This window comes from Tunturibacter psychrotolerans (genome assembly GCF_040359615.1).
In the GTDB taxonomy this organism is placed as follows: domain Bacteria; phylum Acidobacteriota; class Terriglobia; order Terriglobales; family Acidobacteriaceae; genus Edaphobacter; species Edaphobacter psychrotolerans.
The window spans coordinates 2,445,977-2,469,768 of record NZ_CP132942.1; the positions used below are offsets into that span (position 1 = coordinate 2,445,977).

At 58.4% G+C, this 23,792-nt stretch carries 25 protein-coding genes; 11 read left to right on the forward strand and 14 right to left on the reverse strand.

The genetic code is table 11. The features are described 5' to 3' along the window. Positions 1–32 precede the first annotated feature (32 nt). The 4 genes from proC to RBB77_RS10160 form a co-directional block, all read right to left on the reverse strand. The gene (gene proC, locus RBB77_RS10145) at positions 33–884 is read right to left on the reverse strand and encodes a pyrroline-5-carboxylate reductase (RefSeq protein WP_353067023.1); all 852 of its coding nucleotides are present in this window, start codon (positions 882–884) and stop codon (positions 33–35) included. Between the two features lie 37 nt (positions 885–921). Further along, positions 922–2,727: a DUF885 domain-containing protein gene (locus RBB77_RS10150; RefSeq protein ID WP_353067025.1), complete on the reverse strand. Its 1,806-nt coding sequence runs from the start codon at positions 2,725–2,727 to the stop codon at positions 922–924. A 103-nt stretch (positions 2,728–2,830) separates the two neighbouring features. Then, positions 2,831–3,835, reverse strand: a complete 1,005-nt coding sequence (locus tag RBB77_RS10155; RefSeq protein WP_353067027.1) for a sigma 54-interacting transcriptional regulator — start codon at positions 3,833–3,835, stop codon at positions 2,831–2,833. 116 nt (positions 3,836–3,951) lie between these two features. After that, complete coding sequence (locus tag RBB77_RS10160) at positions 3,952–4,377, reverse strand: BrxA/BrxB family bacilliredoxin (RefSeq protein WP_353067029.1); 426 nt, start codon at positions 4,375–4,377, stop codon at positions 3,952–3,954. 127 nt (positions 4,378–4,504) lie between these two features. On the opposite strand from RBB77_RS10160, the gene RBB77_RS10165 reads away from it, so the two are divergent. After that, positions 4,505–5,590: a UDP-N-acetylmuramate dehydrogenase gene (locus RBB77_RS10165; protein ID WP_353067031.1), complete on the forward strand. Its 1,086-nt coding sequence runs from the start codon at positions 4,505–4,507 to the stop codon at positions 5,588–5,590. On the opposite strand, the gene RBB77_RS10170 is transcribed toward RBB77_RS10165, so the two are convergent. Genes RBB77_RS10170 through modA form a run of 3 tightly spaced genes read right to left on the reverse strand, consistent with a single transcriptional unit; the run spans position 5,587 to position 7,824 of the window. After that, positions 5,587–6,342 (reverse strand): ATP-binding cassette domain-containing protein, encoded by a 756-nt coding sequence (locus tag RBB77_RS10170; protein WP_353067033.1) that lies wholly within the window; start codon positions 6,340–6,342, stop codon positions 5,587–5,589. The two genes, RBB77_RS10165 and RBB77_RS10170, sit on opposite strands and share 4 nt — an antisense overlap. Beyond that, a complete protein-coding gene (gene modB, locus RBB77_RS10175; RefSeq protein ID WP_353067035.1) occupies positions 6,332–7,018 on the reverse strand; it encodes a molybdate ABC transporter permease subunit in 687 nt (228 codons plus the stop codon). The genes RBB77_RS10170 and modB overlap by 11 nt, the downstream gene beginning before the upstream one ends. 53 nt (positions 7,019–7,071) lie before the next feature. Continuing rightward, positions 7,072–7,824, reverse strand: coding sequence for a molybdate ABC transporter substrate-binding protein (modA, locus tag RBB77_RS10180; RefSeq protein WP_353067609.1), 753 nt, complete (start codon positions 7,822–7,824; stop codon positions 7,072–7,074). Between the two features lie 47 nt (positions 7,825–7,871). On the opposite strand from modA, the gene thrC reads away from it, so the two are divergent. The 6 genes from thrC to RBB77_RS10210 all read left to right on the forward strand — a co-directional run bounded on the left by thrC (position 7,872) and on the right by RBB77_RS10210 (position 13,960). Then, positions 7,872–9,260, forward strand: a complete 1,389-nt coding sequence (gene thrC, locus RBB77_RS10185) for a threonine synthase (protein WP_353067038.1) — start codon at positions 7,872–7,874, stop codon at positions 9,258–9,260. Beyond that, positions 9,257–10,171 (forward strand): homoserine kinase, encoded by a 915-nt coding sequence (thrB, locus tag RBB77_RS10190; protein ID WP_353067040.1) that lies wholly within the window; start codon positions 9,257–9,259, stop codon positions 10,169–10,171. Before thrC ends, thrB begins: the two co-directional genes overlap by 4 nt. Positions 10,172–10,461: 290 nt before the next feature. Continuing rightward, on the forward strand, positions 10,462–10,794 hold the full coding sequence (gene trxA / locus RBB77_RS10195) for a thioredoxin (protein WP_353067041.1): 333 nt from the start codon (positions 10,462–10,464) through the stop codon (positions 10,792–10,794). A gap of 118 nt (positions 10,795–10,912) precedes the next feature. Next, positions 10,913–12,310 (forward strand): hemolysin family protein, encoded by a 1,398-nt coding sequence (locus RBB77_RS10200; RefSeq protein ID WP_353067043.1) that lies wholly within the window; start codon positions 10,913–10,915, stop codon positions 12,308–12,310. After that, complete coding sequence (locus RBB77_RS10205; protein WP_353067045.1) at positions 12,307–13,266, forward strand: ABC transporter permease; 960 nt, start codon at positions 12,307–12,309, stop codon at positions 13,264–13,266. Before RBB77_RS10200 ends, RBB77_RS10205 begins: the two co-directional genes overlap by 4 nt. 19 nt (positions 13,267–13,285) lie before the next feature. Next, positions 13,286–13,960, forward strand: coding sequence for a hypothetical protein (locus tag RBB77_RS10210; protein WP_353067046.1), 675 nt, complete (start codon positions 13,286–13,288; stop codon positions 13,958–13,960). A gap of 26 nt (positions 13,961–13,986) precedes the next feature. Here the strand turns inward: RBB77_RS10210 and RBB77_RS10215 are convergent, their stop codons facing one another. Continuing rightward, positions 13,987–15,180: an amidohydrolase family protein gene (locus RBB77_RS10215; protein WP_353067049.1), complete on the reverse strand. Its 1,194-nt coding sequence runs from the start codon at positions 15,178–15,180 to the stop codon at positions 13,987–13,989. A gap of 128 nt (positions 15,181–15,308) precedes the next feature. Here RBB77_RS10215 and RBB77_RS10220 point away from each other — a divergent pair, with 128 nt between their 5' ends. The 3 genes from RBB77_RS10220 to RBB77_RS10230 all read left to right on the forward strand — a co-directional run bounded on the left by RBB77_RS10220 (position 15,309) and on the right by RBB77_RS10230 (position 17,841). Next, a complete protein-coding gene (locus RBB77_RS10220; RefSeq protein ID WP_353067050.1) occupies positions 15,309–16,394 on the forward strand; it encodes an aldo/keto reductase in 1,086 nt (361 codons plus the stop codon). Between the two features lie 73 nt (positions 16,395–16,467). After that, the gene (locus RBB77_RS10225) at positions 16,468–17,034 is read left to right on the forward strand and encodes a hypothetical protein (protein ID WP_353067052.1); all 567 of its coding nucleotides are present in this window, start codon (positions 16,468–16,470) and stop codon (positions 17,032–17,034) included. A gap of 39 nt (positions 17,035–17,073) precedes the next feature. Next, positions 17,074–17,841 carry an SDR family NAD(P)-dependent oxidoreductase gene (locus tag RBB77_RS10230; RefSeq protein WP_353067054.1) on the forward strand — a complete coding sequence of 256 codons (768 nt, stop codon included), beginning with the start codon at positions 17,074–17,076 and terminating at the stop codon, positions 17,839–17,841. 68 nt (positions 17,842–17,909) lie between these two features. On the opposite strand, the gene RBB77_RS10235 is transcribed toward RBB77_RS10230, so the two are convergent. From RBB77_RS10235 to RBB77_RS10250, 4 genes are all read right to left on the reverse strand, one after another. After that, a complete protein-coding gene (locus tag RBB77_RS10235; protein ID WP_353067056.1) occupies positions 17,910–18,368 on the reverse strand; it encodes a metallophosphoesterase family protein in 459 nt (152 codons plus the stop codon). 26 nt (positions 18,369–18,394) lie between these two features. After that, entirely contained in the window at positions 18,395–18,874 is a 480-nt protein-coding gene (locus RBB77_RS10240) for a hypothetical protein (RefSeq protein ID WP_353067059.1), read from the reverse strand. Between the two features lie 55 nt (positions 18,875–18,929). Further along, a complete protein-coding gene (locus RBB77_RS10245) occupies positions 18,930–19,739 on the reverse strand; it encodes an ABC transporter permease (protein ID WP_434557114.1) in 810 nt (269 codons plus the stop codon). A 139-nt stretch (positions 19,740–19,878) separates the two neighbouring features. Then, on the reverse strand, positions 19,879–20,214 hold the full coding sequence (locus RBB77_RS10250; protein WP_353067063.1) for an STAS domain-containing protein: 336 nt from the start codon (positions 20,212–20,214) through the stop codon (positions 19,879–19,881). A 218-nt stretch (positions 20,215–20,432) separates the two neighbouring features. Here RBB77_RS10250 and RBB77_RS10255 point away from each other — a divergent pair, with 218 nt between their 5' ends. Further along, positions 20,433–22,256, forward strand: a complete 1,824-nt coding sequence (locus tag RBB77_RS10255; protein WP_353067065.1) for a mechanosensitive ion channel family protein — start codon at positions 20,433–20,435, stop codon at positions 22,254–22,256. Here the strand turns inward: RBB77_RS10255 and RBB77_RS10260 are convergent, their stop codons facing one another. Together RBB77_RS10260 and RBB77_RS10265 are read right to left on the reverse strand one after the other, a co-directional pair. Continuing rightward, positions 22,257–23,144 (reverse strand): transporter substrate-binding domain-containing protein, encoded by an 888-nt coding sequence (locus tag RBB77_RS10260; RefSeq protein WP_353067067.1) that lies wholly within the window; start codon positions 23,142–23,144, stop codon positions 22,257–22,259. Between the two features lie 45 nt (positions 23,145–23,189). Then, the gene (locus RBB77_RS10265) at positions 23,190–23,735 is read right to left on the reverse strand and encodes a DUF3011 domain-containing protein (RefSeq protein WP_353067068.1); all 546 of its coding nucleotides are present in this window, start codon (positions 23,733–23,735) and stop codon (positions 23,190–23,192) included. Between the last annotated feature and the right edge of the window lie 57 nt (positions 23,736–23,792).

A 23,792-nucleotide genomic window follows, 5' to 3' on the forward strand; every position in this document is an offset into this window, starting at 1 on the left:
CTACGCAGCTTTGACGAGGCTGTTTCAAGGCCCTACCCGTTCGCCAACTCCTTCGCTCGCTGGGTCGCTCGCTTCACCGCTTTGATCAAAGTTACGCGAAGGCCGCCCTCTTCGAGCTCGAGGATGCCATCGACGGTGCATCCTGCAGGCGTCGTTACGGCGTCCTTGAGCAAGGCAGGGTGGTATCCGGTTTCGAGCACCATCCTCGCCGAACCCAACGTCGTCTGCGCAGCGAGTAGTGTCGCAATATCGCGCGGTAGTCCTACGTTCACGCCAGCTTCGGCGAGCGCTTCGATGATGATGTAGAGAAACGCCGGGCCGGAGCCTGAAAGCCCGGTCACTGCGTCCATATGCTTTTCATCGACAACGACCGTACGGCCGACCGTCTGGAAGATCTTCTGCGCTACTGCCATCTGTTCCGCAGAGACGAACCGGCCACTGCAGAGTGCCGTAATACCTGCAGCCAGCATAGCCGGAGTGTTTGGCATCGCGCGGATCACAGCAAGTTCGCATCCCGCACCTTCTTCGATACTGCGTGTCTTCACCGACGCTGCAAAAGACAGTACGGTCTTCTTTGGAGTGAGGGCGGGTTTGATCTCCTCGATCACAGCAGGCACCTGTGTAGGCTTTACACCCAGCAAAATCACATCCGCGAGTTGCGCTGCTGCGAGATTGTCGGTGGTGACCTCAACGCCGAACTGTGCCGACAATGCTTGCGCTCGCTCCGCATGTTGAACAGTGGCAAAGATCTGTTCCGGCGCCAGCAGGTTGTTCTTCAAGAAGGCTTGCAGCAGGATGCCGCCCATCTTTCCTGCGCCCAATACCGCTACCCGCAGCCCCGGCATCACCGGAGCTGGAACCATCACTTCATAGCTTTCGCTCATCCCCAAAGGCTATCAGACAGCGCTTTTTTCACGCAGGCTACTCTTTCTGAGCAGCGATCCAGGCATCGATCCGCTGCTCAAGAACGTCCATCGGAAGCGCGCCGGAGTCGAGCACCTGATCGTGAAACGCCTTGATGTCGAACTTGGGACCAAGCGCTGTCTTCGCGCGTTCCCGTAGTTCGAGGATCTTCAACTGGCCCATCTTGTATCCCAGCGCCTGCGCCGGCCACGCGATGTAGCGGTCCACCTCGGACTGGATGTTGGTCTCGTCGATGGCCGAATGATCGTGGAAGTAATCGACCATCTGCTGTCGCGTCCAGTGCTGCGAGTGAACGCCGGTGTCGACTACAAGCCGTATCGCTCGCCAGATATCCGCCTCCAGACGCCCGTAGTCGCTGTAAGGGTCTTTGTAGAAGCCGACGTCCTTGCCAAGGCGCTCGCTGTAGAGTCCCCAGCCCTCGGTGTAGGCCGTGTAGTAGGTGTACTTCCGGAACTCCGGAATGCCAGTCAGCTCTTGCGCGATTGAGATCTGTAGGTGGTGGCCGGGAATCCCCTCGTGATACGACACTGCTTCAACCGGAGCTAACGAGCGCTCCGCGAAGTTGTACTCGTTAACATACACTCGGCCGGGTCTGCTTCCGTCGGCTGTGCCGTTGTCGTAGTACGCAGCCGACTGATCTTTCTCCATGTACGCCGGCACTGGAACGATCTCCAGCGGAGCCTTCGGGAGACGGCCGAATAACTCAGGCAGTTTCGGCTTCATCCCGGCGATGTATCCCTTGTAATCATCGATGAGTGCTTCGGCAGAGGCGGGATGCTCTTTCGGATTGGACTTCAACGCAGCGCTGAAGGTTTTGATGTCCGCGAAGCCAAGGCTCTTCACAATTGCCAGCATCTCGGCCTCATCGCGCTTCACTTCATCGAGTCCAATCTGGTGAATCTCTGCTGCCGTCTTGTTCAGCGTTGTGCTCTGGCGAATGCGAAATGCGTAGTAGGCCTCTCCGTCCGGGAGAGCTGTAGCGCCAATCTCCTTGCGCGACTTCGGGATGTACTCTGCCTTCAAAAATCCGGCAAACCTTTTGTAGGACGGCAGTACGTTGGTCGAGATTGCATCGAGCATCTCGGACGAAATTCGTTTCTGCTCCGCTGCACTCACGGTCTTAGGAAACTTTTTGAGTGGCAGTGCAAAGGGACTTTCCTCCGGCTTCTGATTCGCCAGCGCCTGAGTCTGCACCAGCGCCTTCTCCATCAGGTACTGCACCTGTACCCGGCCTTCATCCGCGCCCAAATCCATGTTCGTCATGATCTGCGAGAAGGCATTCGGGATCTTTTTCAGACGTGTTATGTAGTCGTCGTAGTCTTTTACGGAGTCAAACTGCAGCCGCTCCGGCAGCTGAGCTAAGTCGGTATGGAAGCCGTAAAACTGATTGACCGGCATCTCCCACTCTTTGAACTTCGCTCCCTCCTGCTCTTCGATGAGCTGTCGCAACATCAGATCCGCGGACAGTTTTTCCTGATCGGTAAGGCCTGTTGTATCGATCTCGGAAAGCTTCTCAATGTAGTCGCGGCCACGCGCCAACGTGGCGTTCAACGCCTGGGTCGAGTAGTCCGTAAGCTGATCGTCGTAGCGTTTATCGCCGATTGAGGAAGCAAACTCGGGCGAACGCTTCAGGCGGTCCTCCCATATCTGCGTGAAGAGAGTGGATAGGGCTTTGCTCTGCGATGCGACTGACGGAGCGGCAGGCGCCGTTGCTGTCGACTGTGCCTGCATCGTCTTCGTCGGTACGCTCAAACAGCAAACAACTACCAGCCCACGCACACCGCCTAACCACAATCTCGTCATGATTCTCCTCAATCCTGAGGTTTAGTCTAACGTGACGAGGCGTGTATCCGCAGTCCCACCGTTATTGCATCTGAGGCGTCGTTTCGCGATGTGGGTCGAGATTCTACTGCAAAACAGTCGAAGCCGAGGCGTCCAGCATCCGGTATAACGTCGAACGGCTGATCCCCAGCACCTCCGCCGCGCGCACTTTGTTGCCTCCGCAGTCCTTCAAAACCCGCATCACATGTTGTTCGACGACATCCTGCAATCGCGCGCTCTCTGCGATCCCCTCCACTGTCGATGACGGAGCATTCTCTTCCGCGAGCGCAGGCAGGTGATGCTTTTCCAGTACCTCTCCCTCAACTCGCGACAGGCTGCTCCGTACAATGCCTTTCAGCTCCCGTACATTTCCCGGCCAGCTGTAGTTAAGCATGCGTTCCATCGCTTCGTCGGAGATTGAGGGCACCTTCCTGCGGTAAAGCGGCGCCAGTTGAGACATAAAATACTTTGCCAGATCCGGGATGTCGTCTCTTCGTGCGCGTAGCGGGGGCAGCGTGATCTCCACCATGGCGAACCGTTGGTAGAGTTCTTGTTGAAATCGTCCGGCAGAGGCTAAGATCTTCAGGTTTTCGCTCGTCGCTGCAATCATCCGCAGATCGAGCTTGCAGGTCTCCATTTGATTCTGCACGTGATTCTGCGTCGAGTCATGACGCCGCAGCAGGCGTAACAGGCGAAGTTGTGTCTGCAAGGGCATCTCGTGGATTCCATGAAGAAAGAGCGTTCCGCGATGAGCCATCTTCGTCAGACAGCCAAGTGCATCCGCATTCTCTTTCAGATGCTCGGCAACGGCTTCTTCAAGAGCCGCCCCGTGACATACAACAAACGGGCCGTCGGCCACGTGGCTCATTCCATGCAGTGCACGAGCCACCTGTTCTTTTCCGGTTCCGGCCTCGCCGCTTATCAGCACCGTTCGAAAGTGTGGGCCGATCCGCTGCACCTGCAACCTCAGCCTTTTGATCTCCGCGCTATAGCCCACGATCTCGAAACCGTTGCCCTTGGGCCAGGGCTCTTCGACAAGTCCGCGAGAAGGTTCGATGAAGGTAGGAGAATCAGATCGCGTGATCGACATGGCTGTTTCTTACATCGGCAAAATTCAGCTTCCGTTCAGCAACAAAACGCGAAAAAACCGGAGACCGCCTAGTGCTGCAGCGAGTCTCCGGCTTTAGATTTCAACAGCTTCCGGGCTTAGGCAGTCGTCGGCGCGCAGTAAGTATCAAACGCACGCTGGAGCTCCTGGGCAATCGCCGGGGCGGTCGAGGTTTCGATCGCCGAACGCTGCATCAGGTAGACCAACTGGCCGTCGCGCAGAATGGCAATCGCCGGCGAGGTAGGAGGATGTCCGCCGAAGTAGCTACGCGCCTTCTCGGTTGCGTCGCGGTCCTGTCCCGCGAACACGGTCACGGAGTGATCAGGCTTTGCGGTATGCTGCATCGCCAGACGAACTCCCGGGCGCATCTTGCCGGCTGCACAACCGCAGATGGAATTGACCACCACCATCGTTGTTCCCGGCTTTGCAATCGCCGCGTCCACCTCGGCTGCACTACGGACCTCCGTCAAGCCGGCGCGCGTCAACTCTTCGCGCATTGGAATCACCATAATCTCTGGATACATAACACTCTCCCTTTAACCCTTTTTGCTCGCGGGTAAAAGCCGCGCTTCTCTCGATTGTACGGTCTCGCGCCCTCGCCGCGCCACCTCTGTCTCTGGAACGGGCCGCCGGTGTTGTACTCTCTAACCCGTGCCCCCTCGCGACCTCCAAATTCAGGAGAACATTCCTCTCGCCCCTTACACGACCTTCCGCATCGGCGGGCCTGCTCGTTTTTTCTGCGAAGTCACTACTAGGGAGCAGCTTCTTGAGGCTGTTACCTTCGCACGAGAACGGAGCCTACCCATATTTGTGCTCGGCGGAGGCAGCAATCTGCTGGTGACCGATCGAGGCTTTGACGGCCTGGTCCTTCGTGTCAAAATCGAGGGAGCTATCACTATCGGCGGCGGCTACCGAGACGATAGGCCCAAGCAAACGAGCGTGACCTACGATGTCCCCGGCGGAATGGATTGGGACGCCTTTGTTCTAAAAGTCGCCAAGGCTGATATCACGGGTATCGAGTGTCTTGCAGGCATCCCAGGTCTCGTTGGAGGGGCACCCATTCAGAACATCGGAGCCTATGGACAGGAGGTCTCCACCAGCATTCTTTGGGTTCATGTACTCGATCTTGAAACCCTCAACTTTGTCAGTCTGACTGCCGAACAGTGTGGCTTCGCCTATCGCCGCAGCATCTTCAACACCACCCATCGCAATCGGTACATCGTCATCTCGGTAACCTTCCGGATGGACCTCGATGCAACACCGAGTCTCCGCTATGCGGATCTGAAAGATTATTTTTCGAGTCGCACTTCAGCGCCAAAGCCGATTGAGATCTATCACGCTGTTCGCAATATTCGTCAGGGCAAGGGCATGCTGATCGTCGAAGGCGAGGCGGACTGCCGCAGCGCGGGCTCCTTCTTCAAAAACCCGGTAGTTCCAACTGCAGTCTTGCACAATATCGCCGCCACATTGACCCTCCCTGCCGACAAGATTCCCCATTGGACGGCTGGTGAAGACATGGTCAAGCTACCTGCGGCGTGGCTTCTCGAGCGCGCAGGTTTCGTGAAGGGCTTTCATCTCGGCGAGGCGGGCATCTCCTCCCGCCACACCCTTGCTCTGATCAATCGTGGTCATGCGACCTTCGCCGACATCGCTCTTCTCCGCGATACGATTCAGCGCGAAGTTGCATCTCGTTTCGGCATTCAGCTTGAACAGGAGCCGGTCCAGGTGGGGCTCTAAGACCCACTCTTTAGCTGGCTCATCAAAAGCCGACGCTCGTCCTTCAATGCGTCGCTCACCGGCCCTTGCTGCACAACCTTGCCATCCGCGATCCTGATCACCTCAGCATTAAGTTGAAAGGCCTCGCCTACGTCGTGTGTCACAGAGAGTACGGGAATCTTACGGAGGATAAGATATTCGCGCAGGCCGCCAACAAGTTCGTCTCGCATCGCGTAATCCAGGCCTGAGAATGGCTCATCGAGCAACAGCAGTGCTGTTCCTGGTCCGTCGAAGGTGACCGCAGAGATAACCGTGCGTGCCACTGAAACTCTCTGCTTCTCGCCTCCGCTCAACTCGTGAGGCTTTCGATCGAGGAGATCTTTGAGACGGAACAACCCTATGGTCTCTTCAACGACCTTTTTTGCATCGTCCGGCTTTGTACTCCAGCCGAGGCCATAGACTGCATTCGACCGCACGGTCATGTTGGGAAAAAGCCGAGCCGTCTGTCCTGCGCTCCTCGCTGGTCGAAGGTGAGCGAGAACAAATACGCCAGACTCACGATCCACCCACAGGTCGTCGCCTCGTCCGATCGAACCCGCATCGGGACGCACGAACCCGGCAATCGCGCGCAACACGGTTGTCTTACCGCTGCCGGAGGGTCCGAACAACACGGTCCACGGTTGGGTCAGCGCGAAGCTGACGTCGAGCGAAACCGTCCCCACTCGATGCTTCATCTTTACCGACAGCAGGTGTTCCGGCAGACTATCGGACAATGTCAGCCTGCCTTCCATCCACCTTGCGCATCGAGGGCAGAAGATAGATCGCCAGCAGTGCCACCGTCGCAAAACCGACCAGCACCAGCGCCGTCCGGTTCGCTGCCGCGTAGTTTCCGTCCTGCACCAGGTCGTAGAGCGAGATCGAAAGCGTCCGCGTTGCTCCCGGAATATTGCCCCCTAGCATCAGCACGACGCCAAACTCTCCAACCGTGTGCGTAAACGTCAGCACCGCGCTAGTCAGCAGGGAAGCGCGGGTCATCGGCAGCACAACCGAGACGAACACCTTCGCGGGACTCGCGCCCAACCCGGCAGCGGCCTCGACAAATCCTCGATCCACAGCCTGAAATCCGGCCACCAGCGGTTGCACGGCAAACGGCAGGCTGTACAGCACTGATCCAATCAGCAGTCCCTCGAAGCTGAACGCCAGCGGATGACCAAAGATTCGGATCAACAGCCTTCCCGGCGCGGTCAGCGGCCCCATCGCAATCAGCAAATAAAAGCCAAGTACTGTTGGCGGCAGCACCAGCGGCAGCGCGACCACGGTCTGCACCAGAGCACGTCCCCACCCATGTCCTGAGGCAATCCACCAGGCCAGCGGCACCGCTACTACCAGCAGAATCGCTGTCGTCCCCACCGCCAGTCGCAACGTCAGCCAGAGCGCCTCGAAATCCATACTGCGACAGTCTATGACATTCGCCGACGGTCACAGCGCAATACGAAGAGGGACTACTTTACTGCAGCAAGACCCATTGCACTTAGTTTTGCCTGAACCGCAGGCGACAGCATCCAGTCGAGGAAAGCATGGGCGTCGGCCTTGCGGTCTGACTTCGCCATGATCACAGCACACTGCCGTATCTCCGTGTACTGCGATGTCGGTACCAGCACGTAGGTGCCAATCTCTTTGAAGTGCGGCGTGCTCGCAGCGGTCATCGATATCAAACCGAGCTGCGCATTTCCCGATTCCACAAACTGAGCCGTCTGCGTAATGTTTTCTCCCACGACAAAGTGAGGAGCCACTTGATCGTAGATCTTCATTCGCCGTAGAGCCTCCGCAGCCGCTCGTCCGTACGGAGCATGCAGTTCGTTCGCGATCGCCACCCGCGTGACCTTCGGATCGGTCAGCCGCTCGATACTCAGCGGCAGAAGGCCGGAATCCTTCCTCGCCCAAAGCACCAGCGTGCCCTTGGCGTACGCTACCGGCGCTGTCTCATCGGCCAGACCCGCTGCCACGACCTTTTCTGGAAAGAAGAAGTCCGCTCCCAAAAAAATATCCATCGGAGCGCTGTTTAGAATCTGCGTCGCGAGTGTGGACGACGATCCGAAGCTGACGACCAACTTCACTCCCATCGCTTTTTCGTACTCCTGTGCGAGCTCTGGCATCACGGGCTGAAGATCTGCTGCGGCGGCGACCCTCAGCTCCTTCTGTCCCCATGCACTTCGGCCACTCAGGATCACACCCAGACAGACAACAAGGCACACAAGGGCCGCAGACGCACTGCGGCCTTTACGATAGGCTAGTAGCAACCATGAAAGTAGCAACACATCACCTCAGATGCACAGAATGCGCGACCGTCATCGGCAAGGATGAGGTTAGCAGCAACTTTCGCTGTCCGCTGTGCAACGGCCTCTATGAAGTTGTCTACCCATGGACCAATGCCACTGCCGGCCCCGAAAGCCGCCTGCCCAATCCGAGCGCCCTCCGCTGGCTCTGGCAGGAGCGCCGGTCATCATCGATGGCAATCGACCAGTCGGGAGTGTGGCGGTTCCGCGATCTGCTTCCCATCGTCGACGACCTCGAAAAAGTCGTCACCCTCCGCGAAGGCAATACCCCTTTCTACGATCTTCCCCGCTGCGCCAAAGCTGCCGGCATCGACTGGCTTCTCGCCAAACACCAGGGCATGAACCCGACGGGTTCCTTCAAGGACACAGGCATGACCGCCGCTCTCTCGGTTGCCGCCCAGCGTGGCTTCGAGTGGGTTGCCTGCGCTTCGACGGGCAATACCTCTGCCGCCATGGCAGCCTACGCCGCGCGCGCCGGGCTGCGCAGCATCGTCTTTATCCCGGAGGGCAAGATCGCCTGGGGCAAGCTCTCGCAGTCGATGGACTACGGCGCTCTGACCATTCAGCTCAAGACGGACTTCGACGGCTGCGTCAAAATCCTCGGCGAACTGGTAAAGCAGTTCCCGATCTATCTGCTCAACTCGGTCAACCCCTACCGTCTCGAAGGTCAGAAGACCCCCGCCTTCGAGCTCGTCGAGCAGATGGAGTGGCAGGTTCCCGAGCACGTCATCGTTCCTGGCGGCAACCTCGCCAACTCCTCGGCCCTCGCCAAGGGCTTTGCGGAGATGCACGAGCTTGGCCTCATCCCGCGTATTCCGAAGATCAGCATCATCCAGGCGGAAGGAGCGAACCCGCTCTACCGCAGCCTGCAGGAGAACGGCGGCGAGCAACTCACTCCAGTGGTCGCAAATACTCGAGCCACTGCCATACGCATCGGCAACCCTGCCTCCTGGCGCAAAGCCGTGAACGCCCTTCAGACAACCGGCGGCTGGTGCGAGCAGGTTTCTGAGCAGGAAATTGCGCTCGCTAAGGCCGAGATCGGCGCGGAAGGCGTAGGTTGCGAGCCGGCGTCCGCTGTCACCCTTGCTGGCCTCAAAAAGCTCGTCGCCCAGGGAAAGATCACCGCAGAGGAGCGCGTCGTCCTCATCCTCACTGGCCACACCCTGAAAGACTCCGCGTATACCATCGAGTATCACCGTAACGAATTGTTCTCAGACGCTGAAAAAGCGGAGCTTAGCGTTTCGGAGCAATCTCGGCATGCTGCCCTGCGCAAGCCCCCCATCGTCCTTGAAGCGGATCCCGGCCTGGTCCTCCGCACACTCGAATCTCACATGAATCAGCCCCAGCCAGCATGAGCGCGACCGTCACAAAGAAACCCTACCGCCTGCGCCTGCCCGCAACCTCAGCCAACCTGGGGCCCGGCTTTGATGCTCTCGGTCTCGCGATGGCCCTCTATCTCACCATCGAAGCCACCCTTGCCGATGCCTTCCATATCGACGCATCTGGTCGCAACGCCGATCTCTGCTCCACACTGGAAGACAATCTCATCCTCACCACCTACGTCGACGTTCTTGCGACCGCCGGAGTTCTGGCCCCTCGGCTTCACCTCCAGCTCCACAACGAAATACCTTTAGGAATGGGCTGCGGTTCGAGCGCATCAGCGCTTCTGGCCGGCGTACTTCTGGCAAATCACTTCGGCGATCTTGGTTGGACCGGTCAACAGATCCTCAGAGAAGCCTGCTGCCGCGAAGGCCACCCAGACAATGCCGCAGCTTGTTATCTTGGTGGAATGACCGCTTCCTCTGTCAGGGAAGATAGAGTCATTACAGCAACTTGCGGGGAACACTTAACCTGGGGCTTGACCTTGGCTTTGCCTGCGGATAGCTTCGCCACTAAAAAAGCCCGAGCACTTCTTCCGGCCCACTATTCCAGGGAAGATGCAGTCGCCAATATTCAATCCACTGCTCTCCTCGTAGCGGCGTTTGCTCAGGGGCGCGGCGACCTCCTCCGCACTGCCATGCAAGACCGAATCCACCAACCCTACCGCATGAAGTCGTGCCCGCTACTTCCACTGCTTCTTCCCCTTACCGAAAATCCCGGCGTTCTCGGTGTCGCCCTGAGTGGTGCCGGCCCCTCGGTCCTGATCCTCTCCGAAGAGGCGGACTCTCCCACCGTTTCGGCGATCGTCCGTCAAGCCGCCGGGGATCAATTACTTGAGGTGATTCAGACTAAAATCTCTACGGGAATACTTGAGGCCACAGACTGATTTCGCTCAACCTAAAGGGCTTAGGTACTCAGGTAACATCACAGTAATGATCATTTTGTTACCTAAGAGTTCTTTACGAAAGGTAAAAAGCCTCGTACTTTAGCCGAGTGGGCAGTTCTGGGGAGGGCTGCTACGCCGCCCGTTGACCTCTTCATCAGAGGTCCGGGCGTTTCCTCTTTAAGTGGTATTTCGCTAGCTGAAACTATCAGTTCAAAATTGCATCTATTATTGAGAAGACTGCATTGCACCGGATGGGTGTCAAAAGTGCAGCGCATTCTGGAGGAAGATAAATGGCAGGACAGTTCGTCACCGAAGTAAATGACGCAAACTTTGAAAAAGATGTTCTTCAGTCGGCCGAGCCGGTTATGGTCGATTTCTGGGCGGCATGGTGTGGACCCTGTCGCGCACTCGCCCCGGTCGTCGATGAGGTTGCCACCCACTATCAGGGCAAACTCAAGGTCATGAAGATGGACGTCGACTCCAACACTGCAACCCCGATGCGCTATGGCATCCGCGGTATACCCGCCCTGCTGATCTTCAAGGATGGCAAGGTTGCTGAGCAGATCGTTGGCTTCGTCCCCAAGGACACGATCGACAAGTCCGTGAATAAGGTTTTAGCGTAAGTCTGAAGTTACGCAAAAGTACGGCCCGCTGAGTTCAACTCGCGGGCCGTCTTCGTTTGCACGCAGACTGACCCATGTCGGACCACCTCCGAATCCCCCCTGATAAACTCAAGCCTTAATGTTCGAGTGGATGCTCTTCCGCATAATCATGGTGGCCTTTTTCATTCTGGCCAGTAGCTTCTTTGTGGCTGCCGAGTTCGCCCTGGTCAGCGTCCGCGAGACCCGCATCCAGCAACTGATCGCCCTCGGCCGTCCCGGCGCCCGCACTGCCCTCAAGCTCAAATACTCGATCGATGAGTTCCTCCCCGCGGTGCAGCTGGGCGTCACTGTCGCCGGGCTTGCACTCGGTTGGATCGGGGAACCCGCTGTCGCCGAGATCATCCTCAATTTTCTCGGTGGTCCGCTCCATCGGTTACCCGCCCACGCCGTTATTTACGCCCATACTGCCGCGGTCATCTTCGCCTTTTCACTGATCACCTACTTCGAAGTCCTCCTCGGCGAACTCGTCCCGAAGTCGCTCGCACTCCAGCGTACCGAGCGCATCGCGCTCGCCGTGGCCGGTCCGATGGATGTCTTCATTCGGCTCACCCGTCCTATCGTGAAGCTGATGAACGCCTCTGCGGCGGTCGTCCTCAGACTCTTTCGCGCCCCCCTGCGCGGCGAAGGCGCCGTCCATTCGCCCGAAGAGCTGAAGCTGATCGCCACCGCCACCCGCCGCATGGGCTTACTCCCCGTCTTTCAGGAAGAGATCATCCACCGCGCCATCGAGCTCAACCACGTCACCGTTCGCGAGATCATGACTCCGCGCGGCAGCATCTTCTCTCTCTCCGCCGACCTGCCGCTCCAGCAGGCCTCCGCCCGCATCGTCGACGAGCAGCACTCCCGCGTTCCCGTATACGACCCCGCCAGCGGGCCCGAGCACATCATCGGCATCGTCTACTCGAAGGACGTCTCCCGCCTCATGCACTTTCGCACCGTCGCCCTCTCGCTCGGTGGCAAAGGAGAATCAGCCCTCACCCTCCGGCAGGTCATGCGCGAGCTTACCGTAGTCCCCGAGACCAAACTCGCCATCGAACTACTGCAAGAGTTTCAGGAGCGCCGCCGCCACATCGCCATCGTCGTCGATGAGTTCGGCAGCACCGTTGGTCTGGTCACCGCCGAAGACGTCCTCGAGCAGATCGTTGACGAACTGGAAGACGAGTTCGACGTCAGCAAATCTCCCCTCCTCAGCACCACGGGAGCCATGTCGCTCGACGGCAGTACCACGCTTCGCGACCTCGGCAACCAGCTTCACTGGACCTTCCCCCGCGAGGCCGGCGTCGAAACTCTCGCCGGCTTCCTCCTTGCGAACCTGGGCCACATCCCCACCGTTGGCGAAAGCGTCGAGTACGAAGGTCGCCGCTTCGAGGTCGCCGAGATGGCTGGCCGTCGCATCAGCCGCGTCATCGTAGAGGACATTGCCCCGCCGCCGAATCAGATCGAAGACGAAACCGACAGCAGGGAAGCCATCCAGTGATCGAGAACCGCACCGCAGCTCTCTGGAGACCCATTCGCCGCATCCTCCTCACCCTTCCGGTCCTCTGGGTTGTCGTCTCGGTCGTCTTCCTCCTCATCCACCTCGTTCCCGGCGACCCCATCGTCCAGATGCTCGGCGAAGGAGCCACTGCCTCCGACATCGACGCTCTCCGCCACTCCTACGGCCTTGACGCCCCACTTAGCCAGCAGTACGCCCACTATTGGCACGGTATCCTTCACGCCGACCTCGGCCAGTCTCTCCGCCTCCACGACTCTGTCGTCCACCTCGTTCTTCAGCGCTACCCCTACACTCTCGCCCTCACCGCGGCGGCCCTGCTCATTGGCATCGCCCTCTCGATCCCTGCCGGCATCGCCTCAGCCCTCCATCGCAGCCGCTGGCAAGACCGCACCCTCGGCGTCCTGTCGCTCGTCGGCCTCTCCTTCCCAAACTTCGCGCTGGGTCCCATCCTGATCCTCGTCTTCTCCATCCAACTCGGCTGGCTTCCCGTCTCCGGAGCGGGCAACGGCGATGCCACCAGCTTTCTCCTGCATCTCATCCTCCCGGCAATCACATTGGGCCTCGGCCTCGCTGCCATCCTCACCCGCATGGTCCGTACGGCCATGCTCGAGGAGCTGAATCAGGACTACATCCGTACCGCCCGCGCCAAAGGGCTTACGCAAAACGCTGTCGTCTACCGGCACGCCCTGCGAAATGCTCTCATCCCCGTCCTGACCGTCATTGGTCTCCAGTTTGGCAGCCTTCTTGCGGGCGCCATCGTAACCGAAACAATCTTCAGCTGGCCCGGGATCGGCCGGCTCACTCTCTCTGCTATCTCCAATCGCGACTACGCGCTGGTTCAGGGATGCATTCTGGCGGTGGGGCTAACTTATGTTGTAGTGAATCTCCTCACCGATATCGCCTACACTATAGCCAATCCGCGTATGCGCGCCGAATAGTCGTGCCCAAGAAGGAAGCATGAAATCCAGGCTCATCACCAGTTACACCACTGTCGCCCTGTTGACGGCCCTCGCTACTATCGCATCTGCGGCACAGACCAAATCCTCCGGGTCTGAACCGGTCCCGCCCCTGCTGCGTCCCAAGCCTCCAGCCATCGAGCCCACCATGCCGCCCGCCCATCCGTTCCACGACTCGCGCTATGGAGTCACCTTCACGGTTCCCGCCGCCTGGGATCTCACCCGCAAAGACGCCGAGGTAAGCACCTTCAACCTCGACGCTCGTTCGATCGCCCGCACCACCCAGTTGCGTGCAGTCGCCAGCATCGATTTCAACCCGCACCCCAACTCCACCTTCAGCGGTGCGCTCTTTTACTTCAGCGTCACGCCCCATCTCACTCCAGCCGAGTGCAGTGCCCAGGCGACCGTCCGGGAGCCGCGCACCGCGTCCACCGCCCAGATCGGGGGGCTCGCCTTTACTCACGGCTACGACGAGCACGGCGGCATCTGCACCGAATCCCGCGACGAGATCTATACCACCCCCCACAACAACTCATGCTACCGTTTCGACGCCGTCATCAACACCTTTTGCGGCGGCGACGTAAGCGGCGTGCAGGACATCACTCCCCACGAACTGGATGCCGTCCGTATGCGCATGCAGAAGATCCTCGACTCGGTCCACTTCGACGCCAACTAACGTCACCTCACAAAAAAGTAGCGAGCTCAAGGCTTGCTTGCGATGACCTTCCCGCCGCGAATCGCGTAGCGAACCTGGGTGAACGCGAGCGAGTCTGTAGCTGGATCGGTGGACAGCACCGTTAAATCACCAGCCATGCCAATCGCGACCTGACCTTTCTCTTTGCTAACGTGAAATCTTTCCGCCGGATTCGTCGTTAGCATAGCCAGAACATCGCGAAAAGTAAGACCAGCCAACGCAAGCTGCCGATACTCCTCCGTCACGCTGTAGTCAGTCAGAAAGCCAGTATCGGTGCCAAACATAAGCTGTCCGCCAAATTGGCGAAACTTGAAGACAACCGACCGTATCTGAGCGATGTTTGAGTCGCGAGAAAAGAGTTTGAGCGTCGGAATTATAGCCATGTGACGAGCAACCATCTGATGAAGAAGAGCGTCGTCAATTCCATCTAACTCTTCCGGCGAATGAGCCAGGACATCAACTCCGCTTTCCATCGCGACGCGAGTTCCCGCAAGATTCGAAGGGTGAGCGAAGACAAGCTGGCCGTGCTCGTGACCAGTCGCCGCCGCAGCCGTAGCGATAGCAAGTGGCATGGGGACGATATTTCCGGGGGCAACGATAGAACCCGTAAAGAGCTTCACAATATCCGCGCCCGCTGCGATGTTCTTCTGAACAGCCGCTGCGGCTTCGGCGGGAGTATTAGGCTGCGGCAGCTGAGCCAGCACCTCTGGCGGCATATCCTTCACATAGTAGGGAAGCGAGTGTGGTGGAAAAAGCCCCGCGCCCGCCGTATAAATACGAGGCCCCATCACCTCTCCGGATTCGATACGACGACGAAGAGCAACGGTGTTGTCTGGAATCGAAGCAGTATCGACAACCGTTGTAAAACCGGAAAGGGTGAGCATCTCTCGCAGTTGTTGCGCCAGCTTTTCTGCAGGTTGATGCGCCGCGTCCACCCACTTAGCCTCAGTAAAGTGAACATGGGTATTCCAAAAGCCGGCCACCACGATACATCCGGTACAGGGCAGCGTAGCGACACCATGCGGAATAACGACATGCTCCCCAACTGCAGTAATCTTTCCGCCGCGAATCAGAATCGTTGCGTGCTTGACGGCCTTCGCCTCTGGCGACGGATAGACCTTTGCATCCACAATTGCAAGATCCTGTGCAGCCGCATTGCACAGTCCAGGAATACACAACAGCAAAAGAAAGACAATTCGCATGCGGCATTCTACGAAATCTTCTGAGACAAAGTTCAAAAGATGTAACGCGTTAGACACAAATCCCGGAACAAATTCGTCGATAGGATTACACTCTCTCTAGAAGCGTCTGACCGTCTCCGAGGACTCGAATGAAGCCAAAGAATCTGCTCTCCACGCCCTCCACCTCCGACCGCCGTACCTTCCTCAAGACCGGAGGCGTCGCCGCCGCAGCTCTCTTGACCAAAGGCGCAATTGCAGCTGAAACGCCGCGCACGCTGCCGCCGCTCCCCGACAACACAAAGACTGTTGCCGCCATGCCCACGCGCAACCTCGGCAAGACCGGCTACAAAGTAGGCATCTTCTCGCTTGGCGGCCAGGCTTCTCTGGAAAAGCCCGCGAACTTCGACGTCGCCGTCCCCATCATCGAGCGCGCACTCGACCTCGGCGTCAACTACATCGACACCTCCTCCATCTACGGCGGTCCCGAGCGCTGGAGCGAACAGTACGTCGGCCGCGTCATGAAGACCCGCCGCAACGAAGCCTTCCTCGCCACCAAGACCAAAGAGCGCACCCGCGAAGGCTCCCTCCGCATGATCGAGAAGTCCCTCCAGCTCCTCAACACCGACCACGTCGATCTCTGGCAGCTTCACGACGTCGGCCTACCCGAAGACGTCGACGCCATCTTCGCCAAGGGTGGTGCCATGGAAGCGCTCATCGAGATGCACGACCAGAAGGTCGTCCGCTACCTCGGAGTCACCGGCCACTACCGGCCCGAAGCCCTCATCGACGCCGTCAATCGCTACAACTTCGACACCATCCTGATGGCCATGAACGCCGCCGACACCCACATCCACAGCTTCACCGACAAGCTCCTTCCGCTTGTTGTCGAAAAGCAGATGGGCATCATCGGCATGAAGGTCCCCTCACGTGGCCGCCTCCTCGCCTCGTGGACGCCGCCATCGCTCGACGCCCAGCGCCACTCGTGGGAGGGCTCCGCCATCGCCCACCGCCCCGGCGTCATGACCATGAAGGACGCGATGAACTTCACGCTCACGCAGCCGGTGAGCACAGTCATCATTGGCTGCGACAACATCGCTCAGCTGGAAGAAAACGTGCAGATCGCAAGAAACTTCACGCCCCTCTCCAACTCCCAGATGGCCGCCCTCAACGAACTAGCCGCGCCGGTAGCCGAGCAGTCCCTCTTCTTCCGCTTCACCGACCGCAGCAAAGGCTGAGATCAACCAAGCGACCCATCGCGGATTATGGTTTCAGACGCCGACCGAGGCAATTCCTTTAGAGTGATTTTGAATGAACGTTCGCCAAGTGATTGTCTTTCTTCTTTGCTCCATAGGTATGAGAGCGCTCTCGCAGACGCCTTCTGTTATTCCGTCTCCGAAATTGGATGTCTACGCGAACTTCGTGGGAGACTGGGTCGGGACAGTTAAGAAATCGGATCATGGTGTCATGGTAACCACTTCGGTTGAACTTAGTGTGGCCGAAAGCCCCAAGAAAAACTCCATGCGTTTCGATTACACATACGAAAAAAAAGACGAAAATCACTATCGGGACATTTCTCGGATAATGACGTTAGACCCCAAGACTTCTAAAGTGACTTCGCAATATAAAGGCGATAACAAGGAAGCTAGTGAAGCTGTCGGACTAGCGGAGTTTGCCGAAACGGGCTATGGCTCGTTCGTCGTCTCTCGTAAGGAAAGATCAGACGCTTATCCTTTTTACCGCTGCACTTTCAGTCTGACTCCAAATACTTTCTCTTATCAACCAGAGGTAAGTTCGGACGGCAAGACATTCATGCCAACCTCCGTGTATACGTTTACGCGCAAGACATCAAATGCAACAAATCCGAGTCCGAATTAGCGTTTCCGGATCAGAGATCCGAACGGTAGGGAGACGACTATGAACATATCTTTTGAAAACCAGGTCGCCCTCGTGACAGGCGCCGCATCTGGCCTAGGTCTGGCGACGGCCAGGGCCTTTGCAGAGGCAGGTGCTTCCGTTGTCTTGGCAGACTGGAATGAGAAAGAAGTACAAGCCGCAGCGAAAGGCCTAGCCGACAAAGGTCATAAGACCCTTGCTGTTCGCTGTGACGTCTCGGACGACGCGCAGGTAGAAGCAATGGTGAAGCAGACTGTCGCCACATTCGGACGGCTCGACGCAGCCTACAACAATGCCGGCGTTCAAGGTATTCTCGCGGAGACAGCTGACTCTCCCCGCGATGACTACGACCGGGTCATGGCAATCAACCTGCGCGGCGTCTGGAGTTGCATGAAGTTCGAACTGCAACAGATGCGCGAGCAGGGCAGTGGCGCCATCGTTAATTGCTCGTCGCTTGGAGGCCTTGTAGGCGGCAATCGGCGCGGTACCTACCATGCTGCGAAGCATGGAGTCATTGGATTCACCAAGAGTGCTGCTCTCGAATATGCAACCCGTGGCATTCGCGTTAACGACGTGTGTCCGGGAATGATTCAGACGCCCATGTCCGACAAGATGATCGCTGAAGGTCAAGGAGAAGAGTTGAACGCGATGTTGAAGGCTTACGTTCCGATGGGCCGAATGGGCCGTCCCGAGGAGATCGCTGACGCTGTCCTTTGGCTCTGCAGCTCAGCCGCCAGCTACATTACCGGTCAGTCGATCTCGGTCGATGGTGGCTACGTCATGCGCTAGTAGGATGAGAATCATTCAGCAACTGGAAGCGATGAACGTGCCGGTCGGCCCAATGCGAACCGCACCACCTACCCAACCACCAATTCCATCACACTAGCCTCCACCCCATCCTCCACAGTCACAAACCCCACCGTAACCGGCAGGGAAAATCTCCGCGGCCCCGCGCTCCCCGGATTGAAATAAACCACCCCATCCTTAACTTCAACCTTGGCCTTATGCGAGTGGCCACTCACCACCATCGCCACCCCAGCCGCCTTGGGGTTGATATCCAGGTCATGCACCGAGTGCACCAGATAAAACAGCTGTCCACCCAACTCCACCACATCCGTAGCAGGCAGCTCCGCACAAGCTCCCGATGTATCCACATTCCCGCGAATGGCAGTCACCGGAGCAATCTTGCGCAGCGCGTCGAGAATCGCAACATCCCCCACATCGCCCGCATGCAGAATATGTTCAACCCCACGCAGCGCAGCCAAAGCCTCTGGCCGCAACAAACCATGCGTGTCGGAGATAACTCCGATCAACATCGAATCACCACCATCAGCATAGCTCGTTACGCCAGCTTCAAACTCTGCAACGAAGCGTATTCCTTACTCAACTTCGGATCGTGGCTTCTATCCGGATCGATCCGCAGCTCAACCGTCGTCACGCCCTTCAGATCAACCGTGTAGTCTTCGATCTCTTCCGTCGAACCATTCGGCGAGAACGACCACTGCTGCCGTACGATCTCCTTCAGTTCAGTGCCGGGGCCCGCAAAAACCGCGAACTCTTGTGATCTCTCCGCAGTTTTATCCACAAAGTGCAATTGCAGCCGTTTGATGTTCATCGGCTCATCGAAGTGCAATCGGATCAGCTGCGGCCCTGTCGTTGCAGCCTTCCACCCATCCGTCGCCTTCTTGCCCAGCGCATTTTCAATCGGAAACATCTCATCTTCGGAGCTGATCTCAACCCGCGCAATCCGCTCCAGGTCACGCCACAGATCGCTGATAGGAGTTGCTGCCGCAGTCGAAGGAGAAACGATACTCTTACGCATTCTTATTGCCTCTCAGTTCCAAGGCCAAGCATATCCGATAACCCATCGCCACGTTTTACAGCCCAGTCCTAAGCCTGGTCCGCGGATCGAGATAATCCCGCAGCGCATCCCCGATAAAGTTAAACGAAAGCACGCAAAGCATCACCGCCATCGCCGGAAAGAAGACCAGATGCGGCGAGTCGAACAGATGCGACCGCGCATCATTCAGCATCGACCCCCAACTAGCTGCCGGCGGCGGAACACCCAGCCCAAGAAAGCTCAACGTAGCCTCAGCCAGCACCGCCCCCGCCATCCCAATCGCCGCCTGCACAATCAGCGGCTGCAGAATATTCGGCAGAATATGTCGCGTCATGATGCGAAGATCCGTCGCCCCCAACGCCCGCGCAGCTTCAACAAACTCCCGCTCCTTCACCGCCATCACCTGCGCCCGCACCAGCCGCGCGTACCCCACCCACCCCGAGATCGCCAGCGCCAGAATCACATTCCCCAGGCCCGGCCCCATGAACGCAACAAACGCAATCGCCAGCAGAATCCCCGGCAACGCCAGAAATGCATTTGTCACATAGATATTCACCACCGTGTCCGTCCATCCGCCATAAAACCCAGCCAGTCCACCGGCGACCAGCCCCACTGCCAGCGACAGCCCCACCACGCTCACGGCCACCACCAGCGAAATCCTCGCGCCAAACAAAGTTCGCGAAAGAATGTCCCGCCCCAACTCATCCGTACCGAACCAATGCGCCCATGAAGGCCCCATCAGCCGCCCCGTCAGATCCAACCGCGCCGGATCCTGCGGCGCCAGCCACGGGGCAAACACTGCGCAAATCACAAACGCGATAAGTAGCCCGACGCCCACGGCCGCCAGCGGCTGTCTCTTCGCAATCCCCACAATCGATCGTCCCGGAGCAACCCCGGCGTTCGCAACAGAAGTTTCCACGCCCCTAAATCCTACATGCATCCCAGCAGAGGGAAGAGGGAAGCGCACCTCGCTGCGAAACCGAGATCTAAGATCCGAACAGCTTCGTGAGATTCGTAAGCTTCAGAAGCTCCTGCAGGCGGGGCGTCAGGTTCTCCAGCCTCAGCTGGCAGTACCCTTCATTGATCGCCGAGACCTTCAACCCCACCAGCGTACCCAGTCCCAGGCTGTCCAGAAAAGTCACATCGTTCAGGTCGATCACGATGATCCCGCCCTGCGGTATCAACGGCTTCACGATGTCTCTTACTTCACCTGCCGTCTGGTTGATTAAACGGCCGTGGCACCGAACGGTCGTCACCTTCACGCCATTCTCGGTCGAGTTCTCTACACTGCAATTAAAGGCAACTTCCGGTGTCTCGGGCACACTATCTCCTGAATTTTGAGCTACCGAGAAATTTACTCCTAAGCGAATCGCACCATTATTAATTTCCGGTTACGTGAAGCGCTGCGCCTAAGCTCCTGAAAACGCTCATCCGAGGTAAACCACGCAGCGACAACAGATGTGCCGCGTACTGAATCAAACCTAGACAGTAACCCGAATGGGGTTTTGTAGCTAACTCACGAAGCATATAGGGTTGAAGAATGAAGGAACTCCGTCGTCTCGCCATCGCAATCCCCGCAGCTCTCCTCGTCCTCTGCCTCGCGGCAGCCTGGTGGACGCGAGGTGCGATGGCCCATATGCCATTTCTCAAAGCCAACGGCGGTCCTGCCGGTACTCACGGCCTCGTCGACCAGCGCCCATGGCAGACCATCGAGTCACTCGCCCCCCTTGCGGTCTCCGCCGAAGAGCAATCCTTCGCCCACGAGGCCGCCCGTCTCGCTGACCATGAAGTCGACCAGGCCTTCGCCCTCGCCCTGCGCGAGGCGACCCTTCAGACCCGCACCCTCACCGGCGATGCCCTCGCAGTTCAGGAAAGAGTCGCCCAGCTCCAGGACCTGGTCAAGGAAGACAAGTCAAAGGTTGACGCGCTCACCACCTCCGTCAAGCAACCCAACGGAACAACCGCAAGCTCCGACGATCTCGACGCCGCCAAAGCGCAGCTCCAACTCGACAGCGACGAACTCGACGATGCCACCGAGCTTCTTTCCCGCGCCAGCGGCGACAAACGCGGCCAGATCCAACAGGAGCTCACTGCCCGCCAGGCGGCGATGAAGAAGTACGACACCTCGCAGTCCAGCACCAGCGGCCAGATTGCTGTCCTCTCCGCCCGCCGCTACGGCACCCTCGCCGGTCGCATTTCGGCGTGGTTCGACCAGCGCAGCCGCATGACTCTCATTCGCCAGGCCAAAGCTGAAACGGATTCCGATGTTTCCACCCTCTCCGCAAAGCACGCCGACTTCGAAAAGAGAGCCTCGGCTGCCGCGGCAAACATCAACGCATCCGGCACCAGTGCACCCACGGACACAGTAAAAGACCGTGTCGCACGCATGAACCAGGCTCACACTCTCTCGCAGATGCACAGCATCGTCGAGGATCAGCTCCAGACCCAGCAGCAACTCTCTGCCGTCTACGGCAAATGGCTCGCCCAGGTCCAACTCCAACACTCGATCGTCACCCACCTCGCGCTGCAATCGCTATCGCTCATTGCGTTTCTTGTCCTCTGCGGTGTCCTCCTCGCCACACTGGGCGGCAAGCTTCTTGATCGCCTGCGCATGGAGCAGCGCCGACTCCACACCCTCCGCACCATAGTCATCCTCGGCATCCAGTTCGTCACGCTCATGCTCGTACTCTTGGTCGTCTTTGGCGCGCCCAGTCAGGTTCCCACTATCCTCGGGCTGGGAGCTGCCGGCCTCACGGTGGTCTTCCAGGACTTCATCCTCGCCTTCTTCGGCTGGTTCATTCTCATGGGGAAAAACGGCATCCGCGTCGGCGATTGGGTCGAGATCAACGGAGTCGGCGGCGAGGTCGTCGAGATCGGCCTCTTCCGCACCGCTCTACTCGAAACCGGCAACTGGACCGACAAGGGCCACCCCACCGGCCGCCGCGTCACCTTCATCAATAATTTCGCCATCTCTGGCCAGTACTTCAACTTCTCCACCACCGGCCAGTGGATGTGGGACGAGATCACAGTCAACATTCCACCGAGCATCGACTCCTACAAGACCATCGAGGCGATTCACAATACAGTCCTGAAGCAAACCGAACGCGACGCCAAGCTCGCCGAGCAGGAGTGGCAGAGCACAACGCGCCAGAATGGCCTCAGCCAGTTCAAGGCCACACCTTCAGTCGATATGCGCCCAGCCGCCTCCGGCGTCGACATCGTCGTCCGCTATGTCATCCGCGCCGGCGACCGCTTCGAGATGCGCAACCGTCTCTACCAGTCCGTCATCAATCTGCTGCATAAATCAGCCGATACATCACCGAAAGCCAACACCATCGATCAACGGGAGTTGACGAAGGTTTGATCAAAGGTTGGCCGCCCAGTCCGTCGTCTTGAACCAGTACTTCCGCCGCGTGCTGATCCATTTGTCCGCCTTGCGCGCCGCGATCCACGAGTTCAAATAATTCACGAAGTCCATGTCTCCGCGTCGTACCGCGAACGCCGCCGGAAACGTTCCAAGCGGAGCTACTGTCGGGACTGCCACCGCATCGGGATAGAGCTTCGCAAGAATCTCCAACCGCGGGCTGTCTGCAACGGCTGCCGCGAGTTTTCCAGCAACCAGATCGGTGAACAGTGCACTGTCCTCCGTGTAGGTCTGGAACGAAGCCTTTGGAAACTCGAGCGCCGCCGGGTCCTCCGACGTCATTCCTTCCACCACCCCAATCGTCACACCCTTCTTGTTGAAGTCTTCCATCGCCTTCAACTCGCCGCCTTTTTTTTTGCTCGTCGCAATCGTCACATCGGTCACGTTGTACGGCTCGCTGAAGTTCACCACCAGCGCCCGCCGTGCCTCAATCGAAAAGCCCGCAATGATAATGTCGAAACGATTGGCCTCAAGATCAGGAATCAAGTAGCGAAACTCATCAGGATGAAACTCCACTTCGACGCCCATGTCGCGAGCCAGTTTCCTCGCCACATCGATCTCGAACCCCACCAGTTGTCCGTCTTTATCGTGCATTGCCCATGGAACAATCTCCGCCACACCCACTCGCAGTTTGCCGCTCTTCTTGATCTCGGCCAGCAGATCCGCAGTACTGCGATCCGGCACCACGATCTCCTTCGAGGTGTTCGGCAGAATCGGCGGCGCCGGCGCCGCGGGCGTCTCCTGCGCCCCGGCCACCATCGCACACACTAGCAGGACAACCAAACCAGCAACCCGTTGCATCGATGGGTAAACAACAGCGTTCTTCATCTCGCGAGCTCCTCCTCAGGGTTGTTCAAAATGCTTGCGGCGTATCTATCGTGGCGGCCTGCGCCCATAGTTGTGGTAGCCGTCGGCATATCCCGCGGCAAAGTCCCTCTCGTACTTCGTCGTATAGCGCTCGCTCCACCACTGGTAGAAGTCGCGCCTCCCCTCATCGGCATCCTGCCGTCCCATCCGGTATCCATCGTTGTAGTAGTTCACCCGCTCGTGATCGCCGCCATCATCGTTATCGGATTTCGACGCGGCCACCGCCGCCCCAAGAATCAACGCGCCCAGAATGCCACCAGCAATGGCGGCGCCCGTATTGCTGCCGCTGTCGCTTCGTCCGCGTCCGTAGGTAAACTGCGCCCGGCACCCGCGATCCACCCAGATGCCGCGTGGATCGTACCCCCAGCTGTATCCCAACTGGCATCGCGAACCCGAGATCTGCCGCGTCAACTGAACCTGGTTCTGCGTATCCGCGCGGCAGTAGCGGTATCCGCCATCGTCGCTCGAGCAGGTGAGCCCTCCGGTTTGGGCCATGGTGAATGTGGAAGTAGAAACAATCAGAAGAGCAGCGACTGCACGAGAGACCCCCATCAGCGTTCCTCCGAGGAGTGCGTAGACGTGACGTCAAATGCCAGACGATGCTACATC

Bases quoted from the DNA above. Each gene is read 5' to 3' on its own strand.
- proC (WP_353067023.1), bottom strand. From the start codon at position 884: ATGAGCGAAAGCTATGAAGTGATGGTTCCAGCTCCGGTGATGCCGGGG.
- RBB77_RS10150 (WP_353067025.1), bottom strand. From the start codon at position 2,727: ATGACGAGATTGTGGTTAGGCGGTGTGCGTGGGCTGGTAGTTGTTTGC.
- RBB77_RS10155 (WP_353067027.1), bottom strand. From the start codon at position 3,835: ATGTCGATCACGCGATCTGATTCTCCTACCTTCATCGAACCTTCTCGC.
- RBB77_RS10160 (WP_353067029.1), bottom strand. From the start codon at position 4,377: ATGTATCCAGAGATTATGGTGATTCCAATGCGCGAAGAGTTGACGCGC.
- modB (WP_353067035.1), bottom strand. From the start codon at position 7,018: ATGGATTTCGAGGCGCTCTGGCTGACGTTGCGACTGGCGGTGGGGACG.
- thrC (WP_353067038.1), top strand. From the start codon at position 7,872: ATGAAAGTAGCAACACATCACCTCAGATGCACAGAATGCGCGACCGTC.
- thrB (WP_353067040.1), top strand. From the start codon at position 9,257: ATGAGCGCGACCGTCACAAAGAAACCCTACCGCCTGCGCCTGCCCGCA.
- trxA (WP_353067041.1), top strand. From the start codon at position 10,462: ATGGCAGGACAGTTCGTCACCGAAGTAAATGACGCAAACTTTGAAAAA.
- RBB77_RS10200 (WP_353067043.1), top strand. From the start codon at position 10,913: ATGTTCGAGTGGATGCTCTTCCGCATAATCATGGTGGCCTTTTTCATT.
- RBB77_RS10210 (WP_353067046.1), top strand. From the start codon at position 13,286: ATGAAATCCAGGCTCATCACCAGTTACACCACTGTCGCCCTGTTGACG.
- RBB77_RS10215 (WP_353067049.1), bottom strand. From the start codon at position 15,180: ATGCGAATTGTCTTTCTTTTGCTGTTGTGTATTCCTGGACTGTGCAAT.
- RBB77_RS10220 (WP_353067050.1), top strand. From the start codon at position 15,309: ATGAAGCCAAAGAATCTGCTCTCCACGCCCTCCACCTCCGACCGCCGT.
- RBB77_RS10225 (WP_353067052.1), top strand. From the start codon at position 16,468: ATGAACGTTCGCCAAGTGATTGTCTTTCTTCTTTGCTCCATAGGTATG.
- RBB77_RS10230 (WP_353067054.1), top strand. From the start codon at position 17,074: ATGAACATATCTTTTGAAAACCAGGTCGCCCTCGTGACAGGCGCCGCA.
- RBB77_RS10235 (WP_353067056.1), bottom strand. From the start codon at position 18,368: ATGTTGATCGGAGTTATCTCCGACACGCATGGTTTGTTGCGGCCAGAG.
- RBB77_RS10240 (WP_353067059.1), bottom strand. From the start codon at position 18,874: ATGCGTAAGAGTATCGTTTCTCCTTCGACTGCGGCAGCAACTCCTATC.
- RBB77_RS10255 (WP_353067065.1), top strand. From the start codon at position 20,433: ATGAAGGAACTCCGTCGTCTCGCCATCGCAATCCCCGCAGCTCTCCTC.
- RBB77_RS10260 (WP_353067067.1), bottom strand. From the start codon at position 23,144: ATGAAGAACGCTGTTGTTTACCCATCGATGCAACGGGTTGCTGGTTTG.
- RBB77_RS10265 (WP_353067068.1), bottom strand. From the start codon at position 23,735: ATGGGGGTCTCTCGTGCAGTCGCTGCTCTTCTGATTGTTTCTACTTCC.